The following is a 15,290-nucleotide window of genomic DNA, read 5'->3' as shown; positions in this document are numbered from 1 at the left end:
TAAAGGCAGGTTGACAAAATAATCTAAAGTACATCGCTTAATTTTTACATTCCTAGTTTCTTCAAGGCTATTCGGATCGCTTGCTCCAAAATATGAACGTTAGAGTTGTAGGCATAAGAAAGCATCACATATGCGCTTCTGTCATCTTTCAAGCCGATACAAAAAGATCCATTTTCTGACCGGATTCTTACGTGTAAAGGCAAGCACTCCAATTGCACACTTAGCTCATCGCTGAGCTGGCCAGTGCGGCTGTGGTGCGCGATCGAGAAACTGCAGCACAAATTTTTCACTCTCTGCGATTGTCTGACTCGGGATGGTCGGATCCACATCAAGGTAATCCCCATGGTCGACATCCCGTTTGCGATTCGCCTTAGGCACCGGTTCGATCCGGGTAACGATACGTGATTCACTTTCGATTGGGCCAGTACGACCTAGTGCCCTTCCCCAACGCTCGCCGTAGAGGACGGTCTGTGCAAGATCCCCAAGCGGATAAGCGAAATGCAGGACAAGATCTTCTTCAGATGCGAGCACTGCGAGCCGGTCGGTCACGAGAGTTGCATCCTGGTAGCAAGTGATACCTTGGCGCCCGAGAGAATCGTTGTCAATTGCCGGCGCCATTAGACAGATGCGGTCGAGTACTGGATTGCCGCGTCGCGCAAGCTGCTGAGCTGTATTCATGACGACTCGACATCCGAGGCTGTGTCCGACGAATGCTACACGCGCTATGGATGCGGCGTTAGTTGAGAGCCACCGAAAAAGAGCATCGGCCGTGTCGTCTGCGTCGCGGCCCTCGAATGGGTAAGTAAGCGCCTTCGCCCAGCCATCGCCGGGCCAAAGCACAGATAGCATGACATCGCTGTTACCCCCAGCTGCCAGCATGCCGCAGAAACGCACGAGGCGTGTGCGACCAAAGCTGCGTGAATTATTGTAGCCGTGTACAAGGACGAGTAGCCGCTTTCCGTAAGTTGCTGCGGTAAATTCAGGCAAGCGCGAATCCCAGTCGACATCTAAGTCATTTTCTATCCGGTAGAGATGACCAGATGTAACAGCACCGCCAATCTCTTGATTTCGGAGATCCAGGATATATGCGTTCATCGTGTTTTAAGCGCGCGAACCGCTTCCTGCAGTGCTGTCGCCATATCTTTAGCTACAGGCGCGAGCGGCACTGCAGCGATACCAACCATAAATGAAACTAGGGGGTTTGCTTCGAGAGAGTGGCCAACACCAAAAGCGATCGTAAGCGCGACAATCGTTGCGATAACTTTGGTCTGCGTCACGTACTGTGCTTCGGCAAGCACTAGCGCCGCGTCAATGCGTGCATCGATAGCGGTTTCCAAACGCGCGAGAGCCGAGCGTTGCTCAGCACTTACAGGTTCAGCTGCGTTCACCTGTGTTTCCCCCGCCGCAGGCGGGCGCTGGTTTCGGGCTGCAATTAACGCTGCTGTAGCTTGCTCTGCAGCTTGCTCGTCAATACCAATCTCATAAGCAGCGTGAAAGATCTCACTCTGTGACATCACTCCGAAACCTATACGCACACCTTGGCGTAAGGTTCGCTGCAAGTCACCTTTCGATCGGCCACTACGATATTGTGCCTTCATAAGTTCAAGTGCATCTTTCCCGTAAGCTGCTTGCAGCGCAGGGAGTAGAGGGTCGAGCCCAGCACGTTGCAACATTGGCCAACTTCTACCACCTTTTGTGCGACGGCTGCTGAATAGGCGCTCGAATCCAGCAAGATCGATCCATGGAAAAAGCTTCAGACCGTCTACCACTCCGTAAGACGCAATGCCAAGACCACCTACTGCAAGCGCGACGGTGCCTAAAGACTCGGAAAGCTGCATGGGATCAATGGACATTGCAATCCTCTTTATCTTCAAATAATGTAGTATTTGTTAATCTCAATCTCGCCCCAAATTATATTATTGAGATCAATGCCGACAATATATAACAAAACCTTATAATTTGAAATTGAGTGTCCGGTAAATTTAGTTAAATTATCCTAAGTTATTGTTATTTAATCAACTTAAGAGTATAAAAACTTCGGATATAAAGATAATCATGCCAAAAACTGCGCTCCAAAATCTACAAAATAACCTGCTTTTATCAACTCAGCGCGTATTAGTTGAGCAGCCTTTTGTGTGAATAGCGAAAAAGCTCTAGAATCTATGCTTTCTGTTGCCGGTCGGGCACAAATTTCGTGAATTTCTGATCGTTGGCAGCTATTCCCGCTCATACACAGACACAAGGAAAATAAAGCGATTCAGCGGTCTTTAAAAATAAGTTTTCGTGAACTTTTAACTAAATTACAATATTATGGGAGCATAAATTAAAGTGATAGGTGAGTATTATGCCGAAATATGCCTTTCGCCGGTATTTAAGCGCGCCCGGTTTAATCAAGGAAGTTCGCGCCTGTTTTGAAAGGATAGAAGACAATGGAAACGGCAAAGTATTCCCATTGAGCGATTGTTTGATGTCGGGATTTGCGGTTTTTAGCTTAAAGTATCCTTCATTATTGCAATTTGACCAAGGCAGGGAAGATGATTTGGTTCGGGCTAATTTGAAATCCTTGTATGGCATTGACCGCGCGCCATCGGATACTTATTTACGGGAACGACTGGATAATGTCTCCCCTGAGCTTTTGCGCCGGTCATTTAGGCGCATACTGCACGTGCTTCAGCGTGGCAAAGGGTTGGAGGGATTTGAATACCTGGATGGTTATTATCTTTTATCCATTGATGGAACGGGCTATTTTTCTTCTTCACCAGTGCATTGTGAACAATGCTGCCAGAAACATCACGGTGACGGTCGTGTGACATACTATCACCAGATGCTCAGTGCCGTGCTGGTTCACCCGGATCAAGCCGAGGTATTCCCGTTGGCGCCGGAGCCGATCATGCAACAAGACGGGTATAGCAAAAACGACTGTGAACGCACTGCAGCAGTGCGATTGTTAAACGCACTCAGGCGTGAACATCCGCATATGAAACTCATTGTGATCGAAGATGGTCTGGCTTCCAATGCGCCGCATATTCGTCTGCTTCAAAAACTGAACCTGCACTTTATCCTCGGCGCCAAACAAACCGACCATCAATTTCTGTTTGACTGGGTGAATACCGTCCAGGGAGTAAAAACTGATGAATTTATCGACGGCAATGGTATCAGACACAGTTTCCGTTACCTCAATGGCGCTCCTTTAAACGACGCCAACTTTGAACTTGAGGTCAACTTTCTGGAATACCGGGAATATCACCCTTCAGGCGAAACCCAACATTTTTCCTGGGTAACAGACATTACGATCACGCCTGAGAGTCTGATGCAACTCATGCGCGCCGGGCGCGCACGCTGGAAAATCGAGAATGAAACTTTTAATACCCTGAAAACACAAGGCTACCACTTCGAACATAACTTCGGCCACGGTTACCGGTATTTATCCACTGTCTTTGCCTGTTTGATGATGCTGGCGTTTTTGGTCGATCAGGTACAGCAGCATTGTTGTCTCTTGCTTCAACGGGCAAAACAAAATGCAAAGCGTAATAAATACTTCTGGGAGAAAGTACGTGGATTATTCCTCCATTACTTCCTTCCGGACTGGGAGACTTTGTATAAATCCATTGCCTTTGGAATAAAATCAACCGTACCAGTCTTTAATGATTCGTCTTAATACGCCAACCGGGGTAAAGTATGTTCGAGGGGTGTTTTCCAGGGAAAAGTAGCCAATTTTAAAAACTGACTTGAGTCAGATGGTTTCGCTTTGCCTCAAAACATAGATTTCGCAAAAAATTCATAAATTTTATTTTGCAGCAAATGTTGTTTGAATTAGCGGGAGGTGCTGGATCGTTGGTCATGTGCTTGACATTTCATCTGATTTTCAGTACGTTCATTTCTTATGGAAGGAGTGCGTTTATTTTTCCTATATGTCATTTCTGGATGCGGCGATATTCTAATATATTGAGTTTAGTACTTCGTCATCCTTACACACTCAGCATCAGAGCTAGTTATTTTATAGATAGGTTTTTGGCAAGACAATTAAGGCTCGCGTTAGACCGTAGGCAAGTGAGAGTTAAGATATTTATAAATATCTGTTTTGTTTGTTTTGTTTGTTTCATAAAAATGAGGAGAGTAAGCCATGTCAACGACACCAAGATGTCCTTTCGAGCACATACAGAATCCCGATTTGGAAGCTGAACAGATTGCTGAAACCGCTAAAATCACTGTCAAATTACTGGACAAGCGTTATCCTTCGCCACAACAAAAACTCAGAGGTGTGCACCCGAAATCACATGGTTGTGTTAAAGCCACCTTCACTATAAATCCCGATATTAAACCTGAACTCCAAGTAGGTTTATTTGCCGAGCCAGGTAAGCAATTCGATGCGATTATTCGTTTTTCCAATGCTGCCGCAGTTGTGGGGCCTGATACGACCGAAACAAAAATTAATCCTATAACAAGAAAAATAGAAGATGTAACGGAACATGGCAGCCGGGGCATGGCAATCAAAGTGTTAGATGTAGGCGGCGAGGTGTTGATCGACGATAACGGCGCGCATAATCAGGACTTTCTGATGATCAACCAGAAGGTATTCGCCTTTGCCAACACGGAAGATTATTTGCGCCTGGACAGGATTCTTGATACGGAAGGTGATGATAAAGCAGCATTATTTTTTGTTCCGGATCCTTCTCTTTCTGATGAACAAAAACTACGTACACAGAAAAGCTTAACTATTCTTGGCCGCATTCAGAGCACCGACGTCGGAAACCCTTTGGGGATTCAATATTTCAGCGCCGCGCCTTTTCTGTTTGGTCCGGACCGGGTGATGAAGTTTTCGGCACAGCCCTGCGCCCAAGTCCCTCCTGAAGAGTCTCCGACAAGACCCCGGCCAAAAGACTATTTGCGTAAAGCACTGACTGAAACTATGAGCGAAAATGAGGATCTTCATTTTGATTTTAGGATACAGGTACGGGGTAAGGATGCTGATTTTGGCAAAGATAATAAGCTTATTGAGGATGCCTCTTCGGAATGGGGTGATGACTTTGCCAGCTTTGTCAGCGTTGCCAAAATTACTATTCCCAGACCGCAATCGGAAGTTGATTCCGAGGATAATAAAGCCCATTGCGAGAAACTAGCCTTTACTCCCTGGCATTCACTGGTTGAGCATCAGCCAATAGGTAGTATCAACCGGTTGCGTAAAGATGTTTATGCGGCATCGGCAAAACATCGCGGAGCAAGCATGCCAGAACCGGACCAGTCACAAGAGGGGGAGCGGTCATGAAAATAAATTTTAATAAAAGAAGGTTTGTATTTCCTGCGATGTTAATGCTGCTGTTGACTGGTTGCGACAGTAACGCAAACAACAAGGCGGATATAAAGAAAAGTGCCAGTAATATTGTGGCTCTAGAGCAGGGTTGGACCAAGGATGAGGAACTGGACTTTTATAACACTTCTCAGGGATCACAATTGATGCCTTATTCTTGGTTTTTAGCGTTGGAACAGGCCGGTAACAGTGATTTGTTCCGAGACAATAAAAATATCAAATATTTGGGATATATCCCTCAAGCTTCGACACCGGGCCGCAACCCTGATGGATTACCTATTGGCTTCGTCAAAGAAATCATTAATGAAGATTTTCTGGCTTCAGCTTTAACTGCCACGCGTTTGTCATCCAACACGCAAGACAATCAGATGGAGTGGCTTGGATTGACTTGTGCAGCTTGCCATACGGCTGAAATCAACTACGGCGATAAAACCTTGCGAATTAATGGCGGCCCTGCACAGTCAGATTTCCAAACGTTTATAGTTAACCTTTCCAAAGCATTGACAGCGACAACCAATGAGGATGCCAAGTTAACCCGATTCGCTAAAAAAATAATTCCTGAAGGCGGCTACAATGAGACTGAAAAGCAGGCACTAAAAACACGGTTAGTGGCTTATACCGCTTGGCTCAATGATTATATTGACATCAATTATGGTGGTTTGACAACGCCGTACGGTTATGGTCGACTGGATGCGTTTGGCGCCATTTTAAACCGAGTGACCTCCAGTTTCTTAGATATGCCCAGCAATGGTACGCCGGCCAATGCACCGGTCAGCTATCCGTTCTTATGGAATACCTCTCAACTCGCTTGGGTGCAATGGAACGGCTCTGCTAGTAATCATATTGGTCGAAATGTCGGCGAAGTCTCTGGCGTCTTTGCTCATACGATACTGAAAACCGATAATGAGAACGACCGTTTTTATTCTTCTGCCAAGATTGTTAATCTGGATCAGCTAGAGCAATATATGGCAAAACTGGACTCGCCTAAATGGGATTCACCACTGCCGGCAATTGATCAAGCCAAAGCAGAAAAAGGCAAAGTGTTATATGCCAGCAACTGTGTTAGCTGTCATGGTATTCGAGATGACAAAGGTCAGTTCCCAATGACCGAACCGAACGCTGTGGGCAAACAATTCATTCAGATACACATGACAGGATTGGCCGCAATTGGTACAGACGCCCTGATGGCTATGAGTTTTGTTAATCCGGCTTTTAACGTTGACCCTGGTCAAATGCGTCCCTATATAGATGAGAAATACCGTAATGATCCTAAAGTGCCCAGAAGCGCAGTATTGACTGCAGCAGCCCAAAAGATCATCGGCAAACAATTAGCGGCCTTTAAGCCGCCGTTGGACCAGCAGCAGAAGTTTGAATTGACGGGTTATCATCTTCCTGACGAAACCCCTCCCAATCTGACCGCTTACAAAGCAAGGCCTTTAAACGGTATCTGGGCGACAGCCCCGTATATGCATAATGGCTCAATGGCCAATTTATATCAGACATTACTACCTGATGCCGAGCGCGAAACATCTTTTTATGTCGGCAGCAAAAAATTCGATCCTAAAAAAGTCGGCTTTGAGTCCAATCAAGAAGGCAATCACTTCTTGTTTAAAACGGTTGACGAAAAGGGCATGCCAATCCTTGGTAACAGTAATAAAGGGCACTCCGGGAATGCTTTTACCAAAACCCGTGGCGAAGATGGCCAATGGCGAGATTTTACTGATGATGAACGCTATCAGTTGATTGAGTATATGAAAACCCTGTAAGAACAGGCAACGAAAGTAAATGGTGGTCGCTAGTGTAGTGTCTTTCTGTCCCTTTAGTGAAATAGTATCGGCGAGTTACCTTGAAACTAATCACATGTAAGGTGCTGACAATAGCATGAATGTGAGCTGCTGATGTACAATGATGAAATTGATGAACAGGCCGTTGAAAAACTAACTGTTGCCACTACGGCGTTAAAAACAAGCTGAGAATGCTCATTTATTAAGCATAAACTTTCACTTTTCGCCTGTTTTTGCCTTGCATAAATTGCCTCGCTGATATGTTTTTTAACGGGCCTATTAAAGGGATTGTACTTCACGAAGAGTTGTATGTGGAAAATTCTATAATATGGCTACAATTGCGTTATATCTTGCAAGATGAGCCGCAGGTGAGGAGATTAGATAGAATGAGTTTTTATCCCACCCTATTTCCCCAGCATGATCGACCGGCCAATCCAGCAAATGTTCATGACCTTCACGTAGGGCAGATTTTCTTGTTACGACCCCATCATTTATCTGACCATCTAATTCACCTATAGCTTTTGTTAACTCAAAGAGCAGCAATCCATTCTCGTCCATAGAAGCATTACCGGCTACGTCGATATAACGTACTCCATTTACATCTGGAGTTTTTTTATCAAATTCCGTGCAAACCTCAGTTGAGGTTCCCTCTGCTTTAAATCCGTTAATACTTCCTCCCAACTCGCAGCCGATTCACGGTAGCCGTCAGACAATGCCAGCAATTCTTTGCGCCTCGTTTCATCGGAACCGATAATCACCAACAAACATAACCGGTCATCCATTCGGACATTACTGTAGACGCCATCAGCCCAAACATAAACGTAACGTTTCTTACTTAAATCACGTCGGCTCCATTCCTGGTAATCCTGCTCCCAGTCCTGCTTTAATCGGCTAATCGTGGCCGCCGACAGTCCCGTCGCATTCGCCCCCAAAAGATGCTTCAGCGTCTCTGAAAAATCTCCCGTTGAAATGCCCATCAGGTAAAGCCAGGGTAAAAACTCCTCAATATTCTTGGCACGCTTCAAGTAAGGCGGTACCAGGCTACTGTTAAACTTAATACCAGGATTAGAACGATCTCGAATCTGCGGAACTTTAACTTCAATGTCTCCGAGTCCTGTTTGAATCGATCGCTTAGGCAGATAACCATTTCTAACCACTGTCGATTTACCTTCAGCGGTTTCTAAAAGTCCATGCCGCTCAATAAAGATCGATACTTCCGCTTCAATAGCTGCAGCCAACATTTTACGTGCACCTTCCCGGAGCACCTCTTGCAACGGATCATCCTGCTCTGGTCTATTCAGTTTAAAAACATTATTATCTGTCATTGCGGTGTTCTCCTTATTTTGATAGTTGATCTGGGCAGATCTTTATCAACAGATTACACCGCTCTCTTCTCCTGTCATACACCAGAAATGATCATAGCTCGGAATCATTGCCTACTCATCCAACTATACTTTGTATGCCGACATGAGCAATCGAGTGATGAGCATACTTGCAATGTTTAGTCCAAACCTGGAAATTTATTCCATTGATGAATGTTTTCTTGATCTGACTGGATTCAAAAGACATAACCTGATTTGCTATGGCCAACATATTCGCCAGCGAGTGAAGCAGTGGACGGGATTGCCGGTTTGTGTCGGAATAGGATCAACTAAGACGCTCGCCAAGCTTGCTAACCATATCGCCAAAAAGAACCCTGAGTTCAATGGTGTGTGCGATTTGAATGCCATGCCACTCCGGCAACAAGATGGATGGTTCAGCAAAATAGAAGTAGGGGAGATCTGGGGTATCGGCAGACGGCTTGCACCCAAACTCCATGAAATCGGCATCAATAGGGTGCTGGATCTCAAAACAGCGTTGCCATCACAACTGCGCGCCCGTTTCTCGGTCGTGATGGAGAAAACTATTCGTGAGATCAATGGCACTACCTGTATCGAACTGGAAGAAATCAATCCACCGAAAAAACAGATCGTCAGCTCTCGCTCCTTTGGAATTCCTGTATCCGATCTGGCTAGTCTGGAAGAATCGGTATCCCTCTACATCAGCCGTGCAGCAGAGAAGCTGAGAAGACAACAATCGTATGCCGGATCGGTGCGCGTCAATATTCGCACTATCCCATTCAATGAGAAAGGGTTATATTATGCCAATGGCATGACGATCGCACTGCCAAGACAAACGGATGATACGAGAGTACTAACCAAAGTTGTGCTTTGGGGATTACGCAAGATTTATCGCAGTGGTTATCGGTATCAGAAAGCGGGTGTAATGTTGTCTGAACTGGTGCCCAGGCAATACCGGCAACTGGATCTCTTTGGTTCGGTATCCGCAGTAGATAATCAGTCCAGCAAGTTGATGAGTGTCATGGATCAAATCAATGCTCGTATGGGGCGAGGTACTTTAAAGCTGGCATCCGAAGGCTTTAAACAGCCCTGGAAGATGAAGCAGGGTAACAAGAGTCCTAATTACACCACGAACTGGGAAGAGTTGATCTGTGTGTTATGAAATAATTAAGCTATTAGGGAATTGAAGGGTTTTGAGATCAAAACTAAATGATCAAATTTTGTCGATTGAATCGAAATTTATTTGATGGGATAATTGATGGTGATTTAACTGCCATATGATTATAAACCGCATGAATACTAGATCCTTGGCGGAGGCGGTGAGATTCGAACTCACGGTAGAGTCACCCCTACGGCAGTTTTCAAGACTGCTGCCTTAAACCGCTCGGCCACACCTCCATTCCTTAAACGTACAGCAGGGCGAATCATACCTTTTAGAGTTCTTTTTGGCTAGCGACTGTGTACTTTATTTATTAGCGGAGTAAAGTACGGCTATAGATAATTCAATTTATTTTTTATGATTGCGAGATCAGATGTTCCTGACTTCAAGTATGTAATATCATGAATTTGTATTAAATTCCCTTAATCTTTAATAATATTAACTAATGAATTTTATTGATTCAATTTTTTCAATTAAGGGAAAGCGTATTTTAGAAGGATAGTAAATGTATGTGGTCGGATCCGGAGGTGGCAAATCTTGAGAAGGTACGCATCAGCACCAATCAAGATATGGCACGGCGAATGCATTTGGGTGGCCTGTTTTATGTTCTGTGTTGCAGTGCTATCGTATTGATGTCGCCTGTGCTGTACGCACAGCCTTATATTGCTATCTTTGTTGGTCTGTTTGTTATTCTGGCGGCATTGCGCTTATTTATATATAAGCGAGCCCTTAATTTATACGGCAGAAATGAAAAACAGATTGAGTACGCGATCTCAGCGATCTATATCACAACGGCGTTGACTTGGGCTATTTTCCTGAAGTGGGTTCTTCTATCGAATAGTATGCTCGATAGTAGTACGACTTTAGCAGTTATTTCCACGGTAGGTTTTGTAGCAGGTGGTATAGCGGCCACTTCACCGCGCATTCGGCTGATGCTCGCTTTTGCACACTTGATCTACTTGCCAAGCCTTTTTAGCCTTGTTCTATTCATTCCAGGTGATAGCAGCTGGATGCTGATGATCATCGGGCTTGCTTATTTTGTTTTTTCTGTACACAACGGCAAGCTGCAGCATGAGAATTATTGGGTTGCACGACAACAAGCTGTTCTGCTGGAAAAACAAGCAGCCGATTTAGAACATGCCCGGTTACAAGCGGAGAATGCTAACAAAGCCAAGTCGGCATTCTTGGCAGCTATGAGTCATGAGATCCGGACGCCAATGAATGGGGTGCTCGGGATGACCGAGATTCTAGCAACAACTGCTCTTAACCCGGAACAGACAAATTATCTGAAGGTAATTCGTAATTCTGGACATACGTTATTAAGAATCATCGATGATATTCTTGATTTCGCTAAAATAGAAGCGCATAAACTCAAAGTAGCCAATCGTTCATTTGATCTTCGTGCATTGATCAATGAAGTGGATTCATTATTTCGCACGAAAGCCAAAGAAACATCTTTAAATTTTATTGTACGTTTCGAATGCAATCTTTCCCATAACCTTATTGGTGATCCTGATCGAATCAAACAGATTTTATTTAATCTGCTCGGAAATGCTTTTAAGTTTACCCAAGAAGGGGAAGTCAAATTATTGATAAGCTGTACTCCAATTCCAGATCAGAGCGGGGTTGAGTTAAAACTGGTAGTCGCGGATACTGGGATCGGTATCGCAGCTGAGAATCAAGTGCGATTGTTTCAAGAATTTTCACAAGTGGGTGAATCTACCCAACATATTCGAGGGACTGGGTTAGGACTCGTAATTACCCGCAACTTGTTATTCCTGATGGGTGGCTCAATTGCCGTATCCAGCGAAATTGATAAAGGATCCGAGTTCTGTGCGCGCATACCATTGAACTATGAAATGATTGATGCAGAAACATCAAAACAAAGTGAAGAGTCCACAATGAAAGCAAAAACTATAACTGAATATCGCACACATATATTGGTTGTCGAAGATAATGAAGTGAACCAGCTAGTCAGTAAGGCGATGCTGGAGCGATTAAATTGTGAGGTTACTATGGTAAATAATGGCCTAGAAGCAATTAACGCATACACATCCCAGCATTTTGATTTGATACTAATGGACTGCAACATGCCAGTGATGGACGGATTTGAAGCCACTCGGCGAATACGTGACCTTGAACGGCAGGAAAATGCAGTGCCAACGCCAATTATAGCATTGACCGCGCATGCCTTTGATCATGTTAGGCAGGAATGCTTTGATGCCGGTATGGATGAGCATCTCAGCAAGCCCTTTGATGTTGCGCAGCTTGATAAGTTATTGCAGAAATTTTCATCTGGTCATCCGTCTTAGTGTTTGGGTTTTTGGGAAGCCTTGATTAATTCCAGCAGATTCCAAAGCACCAATGCGATAATTAGCAGGGTTGGATTTGGCATTGGATAAAGAGATATCTTGCTGGTTGGTGTTTTAATTTTTTCACGTTAGAGATTATGATTTGGAAACCCAATGTAACAGTTGCGGCTGTAATTGAACAGAATGGCAAATATTTGCTGGTGGAGGAAGAGCCTGAAGCTGGTTCCGGTTTGTTATTAAATCAACCGGCGGGGCATCTGGATCCAGGAGAAACCATCATTCAAGGTGCTATACGGGAAACGCTGGAAGAAACCGCGTATACCTTCGTGCCTGAATATGTACTGGGTATTTATCAATGGCATTCTCACCATACGGATACTACGTATCTTCGTTTTGCTTTTGGCGGCCACGTCACGCATCATGACCCGGTACGTAGGCTGGATACCGGTATCTTACAAGCAACTTGGTTCAGTGTGGATGAAATTAATCAAATGTGCCACCGCCATCGCAGTCCACTGGTGATGCAATGTATTCAGGATCATCTCGCCGACAAGCGGTATCCGCTGGAATTACTGACACACTATGAGTCATGACAGGATGAAAAAACAACGTGTGGTTGTCGGTATGTCGGGCGGTGTTGATTCATCCGTGGCAGCCTATTTGCTAAAACAACAGGGCTATGATGTCGTCGGTCTGTTTATGAAAAACTGGGAAGATGATGATACCGATGAGTATTGTTCTTCTCGCCAAGATTTTCTGGATGCGGTATCCGTTGCGGATGTGATTGATATTCCGATTGAGGTGGTGAATTTCTCGGTCGAATACAAGGACCGGGTTTTTTCGCATTTTCTGTCTGAATATCAAGCTGGACGGACACCGAATCCTGATGTGCTGTGCAATGCCGAAATTAAATTTAAGGCTTTCCTGGATCATGCACATAAATTGGATGCGGATTGTATTGCCACAGGCCATTATGCTCAAGTGCGCAAAGTCGGCGGTGTGTTTCAATTATTAAAAGGTGAAGACGGCACTAAAGATCAGAGCTATTTCTTATACCGTTTGAATCAAACACAACTTGCCAGCACATTGTTTCCTATTGGACATCTTTATAAGCGCGAAGTACGTAAGATAGCCAAACAACTAAAACTACCTAATTTCTCCAAAAAAGACAGCACAGGTATCTGTTTTATCGGGGAACGCCCATTCCGGGAATTTCTCAATCGCTATCTTCCGCATGAGTCAGGCGAAATCCAAACTCCCGAAGGAAAGGTGATTGGTCAGCATATCGGACTGATGTACTACACCATCGGACAGCGGCAAGGATTGGGGATCGGCGGGACACGTGATGGCAGTGATGAGCCGTGGTTTGTGTCAGCCAAAGATATGTCTAGAAATATATTAGTTGTGGTACAAGGCCATAATCACCCTGATCTGCTTCGGCCATCACTAAAAGCTGCCGATTTGACATGGATAAGCGGGAAACAGCCGCATTGCAACTGGGTTTATGCCGCCAAAACCCGTTATCGTCAGGTTGATGCTCCTTGCACGATTACAAATTTAACCCAGGATCATTGCCAAGTAGATTTTGCACAGGATCAATGGGCTATTACGCCTGGTCAATCTGTCGTCATTTATGAAAGCAAAGTGTGTTTGGGTGGTGGGATTATTATCGAGTAACGGAATTCGAATTTTTTCGCTAATCAACGGAATAGCAATCGCATCTCCGCCGAGTGAACAAGTTCAATTAGAAATGTTAGCCGAATCAAGTCCGCAGACTGATCAGTTGCATCGCTTAGCAGCGACGATCAATAACTTACCTTGCATATTTATTCAGTGCAAATTCAGAGAACATATCGACAGCAATTCATACCTATTGGCATGACGAAAATTTCTGTTGCCGTCGGTAATGATCCTGATTCACGCTCCCTTCTCTGAATAAGGCGGACAATTCCATTGTATTCAAGCATTCGGATTTTGTAAGTTTATCGATAATCATTAACAGCAATAGATTCAAACAATAAGTAAGTTCAATCAGCTTTTGATTTGAGGAATATGTTAATGGTTTATAGTGCTGAATCCCGAGATGGAAATACGCTCAAGAACGCTATCGTTTTTTTTTCTTTATTGATGTTTGGTCTTAACGCACTAACTCTGCAAGAGGCTACTGCTAAAGATGAAGAAACTTATGGGGCTTCAGAAATTCAAGTGACGGCTGATGAAATCATTGATGCGGAGTATGACCAAGAAAATGCACGTTTTACTTTTACCGATAGAAATAGAAACCTATGGATCGGGAATATAGATCCGCTGACTGGAGATTTTCTGCCTCCCAATGGCCGTGCAATTCTTGTCGATACCAATGCGGCATTTGTCACGGATTTTGGAAATGGCCCTGAATGGTTATTTAGCAATCAAGGTGCAGAAATTGTTTACTCTAAATATTTACCTGACCAACCGCTTCTTTCCAAGAATGCCAATATCGCAAAAGCTGCGCTGTCGGGTGGAAATTGGGTTGGGGATTTTCTAAGCACAAGTGGCGGGCGAAGTTCTCCCATTGGGAGTCTTGATAAATATGATACAAATCCCCGAATTCATTATCAAGGAGTCATAGGTAGCACATTCTATTGGTCGGGAAGCGATGACTTGACATTGGAAGAGAAAGTTCCAGATTCATCAAAGATGGTGGGGGGTAATCGACGTTGGGTGCCAGAAATGAGTGCTATAATTTTTACTGCAGAAGTAGAAGATACGAATGGAAATGCTACTCCGCAAGTATTTTTATATCATACAGACACAAAAATTCTTGAACAATTGACAAATGATGACGGCGGTAAGGAAGAAGCATACATGTGGAAGGCGCCTGAACATAATAATGAATATGTCTTCTTTGTGATGATCGATCGAACTAAGCTACGCGTGTATCGAAAGATCGATACAAATGGTGAGGGGCTTTATAAGTGGACCGCCATTAATACCATTGATGCCCCCAAAGCTATGCCCTACATCTGGTCTCCGGAACCATTTACGCACAATGGGAAATCCTACATTTTCTTGGTTTTAAGTGCAAGCGAGTCGCCTTACTCCATGTTGGCGCCTTCTCAGATCGGATTGACGAGTATTGACTCTAAGCTTGCGGATATTAGATTTCTTACCAGCAACTCAGAAATCAAGCGAGTGCGTATGGATCCTGAGGTCTTTATTACTAGTGAATCACCTTATATTTACTATAATCGCTATTTTCCTGCGACAGCGAAAAGTGCATCAGTGCAAGATGGCGTATGGCGAGTTGACACGGGACTTGGTCCTGTTTTGGTTCCATAATGTAGGATTCAGATAATGAATTGCCTAATAATATTTATTAGGCACGCTGGAATTTTTTCAACTACC

Annotated in this window: 11 protein-coding genes, 1 tRNA gene and 1 pseudogene; 8 read left to right on the top strand and 5 right to left on the bottom strand. The window is 44.3% G+C overall.

What is annotated here, in order from left to right; all coding sequences use genetic code 11:
- Positions 1 to 225: 225 nt before the first annotated feature.
- Together NIT79A3_RS11205 and NIT79A3_RS11200 are read right to left on the bottom strand one after the other, a co-directional pair.
- The gene (locus tag NIT79A3_RS11205) at positions 226 to 1,095 is read right to left on the bottom strand and encodes an alpha/beta fold hydrolase (RefSeq protein ID WP_013966309.1); all 870 of its coding nucleotides are present in this window, start codon (positions 1,093 to 1,095) and stop codon (positions 226 to 228) included.
- Positions 1,092 to 1,853 carry a hypothetical protein gene (locus NIT79A3_RS11200; protein WP_013966308.1) on the bottom strand — a complete coding sequence of 254 codons (762 nt, stop codon included), beginning with the start codon at positions 1,851 to 1,853 and terminating at the stop codon, positions 1,092 to 1,094. The genes NIT79A3_RS11205 and NIT79A3_RS11200 overlap by 4 nt, the downstream gene beginning before the upstream one ends.
- 491 nt (positions 1,854 to 2,344) lie before the next feature.
- On the opposite strand from NIT79A3_RS11200, the gene NIT79A3_RS11195 reads away from it, so the two are divergent.
- The 3 genes from NIT79A3_RS11195 to NIT79A3_RS11185 all read left to right on the top strand — a co-directional run bounded on the left by NIT79A3_RS11195 (position 2,345) and on the right by NIT79A3_RS11185 (position 7,074).
- Complete coding sequence (locus tag NIT79A3_RS11195; RefSeq protein WP_013966307.1) at positions 2,345 to 3,658, top strand: hypothetical protein; 1,314 nt, start codon at positions 2,345 to 2,347, stop codon at positions 3,656 to 3,658.
- 465 nt (positions 3,659 to 4,123) lie between these two features.
- A complete protein-coding gene (locus NIT79A3_RS11190) occupies positions 4,124 to 5,266 on the top strand; it encodes a catalase family protein (RefSeq protein ID WP_013966306.1) in 1,143 nt (380 codons plus the stop codon).
- The gene (locus tag NIT79A3_RS11185) at positions 5,263 to 7,074 is read left to right on the top strand and encodes a cytochrome c (protein ID WP_013966305.1); all 1,812 of its coding nucleotides are present in this window, start codon (positions 5,263 to 5,265) and stop codon (positions 7,072 to 7,074) included. Before NIT79A3_RS11190 ends, NIT79A3_RS11185 begins: the two co-directional genes overlap by 4 nt.
- A gap of 339 nt (positions 7,075 to 7,413) precedes the next feature.
- Here NIT79A3_RS11185 and NIT79A3_RS11180 read toward each other — a convergent pair whose 3' ends face one another.
- Together NIT79A3_RS11180 and NIT79A3_RS11175 are read right to left on the bottom strand one after the other, a co-directional pair.
- Complete coding sequence (locus tag NIT79A3_RS11180; RefSeq protein WP_013966304.1) at positions 7,414 to 7,650, bottom strand: hypothetical protein; 237 nt, start codon at positions 7,648 to 7,650, stop codon at positions 7,414 to 7,416.
- An 89-nt stretch (positions 7,651 to 7,739) separates the two neighbouring features.
- Positions 7,740 to 8,417, bottom strand: a pseudogene (locus tag NIT79A3_RS11175) (transposase); the annotation flags it as partial.
- 103 nt (positions 8,418 to 8,520) lie between these two features.
- Between NIT79A3_RS11175 and NIT79A3_RS11170 the strand changes: the two are divergent.
- Complete coding sequence (locus tag NIT79A3_RS11170) at positions 8,521 to 9,594, top strand: DUF4113 domain-containing protein (RefSeq protein ID WP_348225771.1); 1,074 nt, start codon at positions 8,521 to 8,523, stop codon at positions 9,592 to 9,594.
- A 146-nt stretch (positions 9,595 to 9,740) separates the two neighbouring features.
- Here NIT79A3_RS11170 and NIT79A3_RS11165 read toward each other — a convergent pair.
- A tRNA-Ser gene (locus NIT79A3_RS11165) sits at positions 9,741 to 9,830 on the bottom strand.
- Positions 9,831 to 10,100: 270 nt separating this feature from the next.
- Here NIT79A3_RS11165 and NIT79A3_RS11160 point away from each other — a divergent pair.
- From NIT79A3_RS11160 to NIT79A3_RS11140, 4 genes are all read left to right on the top strand, one after another.
- On the top strand, positions 10,101 to 11,903 hold the full coding sequence (locus tag NIT79A3_RS11160) for a response regulator (RefSeq protein ID WP_013966302.1): 1,803 nt from the start codon (positions 10,101 to 10,103) through the stop codon (positions 11,901 to 11,903).
- Between the two features lie 137 nt (positions 11,904 to 12,040).
- A complete protein-coding gene (locus NIT79A3_RS11155) occupies positions 12,041 to 12,496 on the top strand; it encodes an NUDIX hydrolase (RefSeq protein WP_013966301.1) in 456 nt (151 codons plus the stop codon).
- A 4-nt stretch (positions 12,497 to 12,500) separates the two neighbouring features.
- Positions 12,501 to 13,580, top strand: a complete 1,080-nt coding sequence (mnmA, locus tag NIT79A3_RS11150) for a tRNA 2-thiouridine(34) synthase MnmA (protein ID WP_013966300.1) — start codon at positions 12,501 to 12,503, stop codon at positions 13,578 to 13,580.
- 381 nt (positions 13,581 to 13,961) lie between these two features.
- Complete coding sequence (locus NIT79A3_RS11140; protein WP_013966299.1) at positions 13,962 to 15,224, top strand: hypothetical protein; 1,263 nt, start codon at positions 13,962 to 13,964, stop codon at positions 15,222 to 15,224.
- Positions 15,225 to 15,290 lie beyond the last annotated feature (66 nt).

The sequence above is a fragment of the Nitrosomonas sp. Is79A3 genome (assembly GCF_000219585.1).
Lineage (GTDB): Bacteria > Pseudomonadota > Gammaproteobacteria > Burkholderiales > Nitrosomonadaceae > Nitrosomonas.
The sequence above is the reverse complement of the archived record's forward strand: the minus strand, read 5'-3'. Positions and strand labels throughout refer to the sequence as shown.

What these genes read in the sequence shown, in the direction of transcription:
- NIT79A3_RS11205 (WP_013966309.1), bottom strand. Translation starts at nt 1,095, where the DNA reads ATGAACGCATATATCCTGGATCTCCGAAATCAAGAGATTGGCGGTGCT.
- NIT79A3_RS11200 (WP_013966308.1), bottom strand. Translation starts at nt 1,853, where the DNA reads ATGTCCATTGATCCCATGCAGCTTTCCGAGTCTTTAGGCACCGTCGCG.
- NIT79A3_RS11195 (WP_013966307.1), top strand. Translation starts at nt 2,345, where the DNA reads ATGCCGAAATATGCCTTTCGCCGGTATTTAAGCGCGCCCGGTTTAATC.
- NIT79A3_RS11190 (WP_013966306.1), top strand. Translation starts at nt 4,124, where the DNA reads ATGTCAACGACACCAAGATGTCCTTTCGAGCACATACAGAATCCCGAT.
- NIT79A3_RS11185 (WP_013966305.1), top strand. Translation starts at nt 5,263, where the DNA reads ATGAAAATAAATTTTAATAAAAGAAGGTTTGTATTTCCTGCGATGTTA.
- NIT79A3_RS11180 (WP_013966304.1), bottom strand. Translation starts at nt 7,650, where the DNA reads ATGGACGAGAATGGATTGCTGCTCTTTGAGTTAACAAAAGCTATAGGT.
- NIT79A3_RS11160 (WP_013966302.1), top strand. Translation starts at nt 10,101, where the DNA reads ATGTGGTCGGATCCGGAGGTGGCAAATCTTGAGAAGGTACGCATCAGC.
- NIT79A3_RS11155 (WP_013966301.1), top strand. Translation starts at nt 12,041, where the DNA reads ATGATTTGGAAACCCAATGTAACAGTTGCGGCTGTAATTGAACAGAAT.
- mnmA (WP_013966300.1), top strand. Translation starts at nt 12,501, where the DNA reads ATGAAAAAACAACGTGTGGTTGTCGGTATGTCGGGCGGTGTTGATTCA.
- NIT79A3_RS11140 (WP_013966299.1), top strand. Translation starts at nt 13,962, where the DNA reads ATGGTTTATAGTGCTGAATCCCGAGATGGAAATACGCTCAAGAACGCT.